This window comes from Acidovorax facilis (assembly GCF_023913775.1).
GTDB classification, from domain to species: Bacteria; Pseudomonadota; Gammaproteobacteria; order Burkholderiales; family Burkholderiaceae_C; genus Acidovorax; species Acidovorax facilis.
This window is the reverse complement of sequence record NZ_JAMXAX010000331.1, coordinates 1-497: the sequence shown is the minus strand read 5'-3', so window position 1 is coordinate 497 and position 497 is coordinate 1. Positions and strand designations below refer to the sequence as shown.

Annotated in this window: 1 protein-coding gene; it reads right to left on the bottom strand. The window is 68.4% G+C overall.

The genetic code is table 11. The annotated features are described in order from the left end of the window. The coding region (locus NFX52_RS30460; protein ID WP_289781652.1) for an exodeoxyribonuclease VII large subunit at positions 1-497 on the bottom strand (497 nt) is incomplete at both ends.

Below are 497 nucleotides of genomic sequence, written 5' to 3'. Positions count from 1 at the left end.
CGCGGATCAGTGCGATCGCATCGGGCGGCGCCCCCTTCGGAAACGTTTTCAAGGCCCGCACCATCGCGGAGACGATCTCCCGCGCTGCGCCTTCCCCCTGGAACCGGCTGTGGGCATAGACGAAGCGGCAGACCCCAAAGCGCTCCAGCCGCTCTGACTCCTTCCGGAAATCCCCCAGCCCCGCAGCATCCTCGGGCGCCACCACGAGCACGCAGCGGTAGTCCCAGGGCGGCTCCAGGCGCCGGTTGTGCTCGAACACCCCTTCGCGCTGCAGGCGCTCCCGGATCTCGCGCTTACGCGCTTCCAGGTCCCCGAGCGTGTACTCGGGATCGATGGCCTCGATCTCCAGGCTGAAACCGTACTGCGCATGGAACACCGGCCGCGCCAGCACCAGCAGCTTGATGCCCGCACCGATGACCGCGCCCGTGGCCTTCTCGAATTCCGGCAAGATGCGCGCGGCCGTCGCGCTCCAGATCATCGCCCGGGCCTTGGCAACG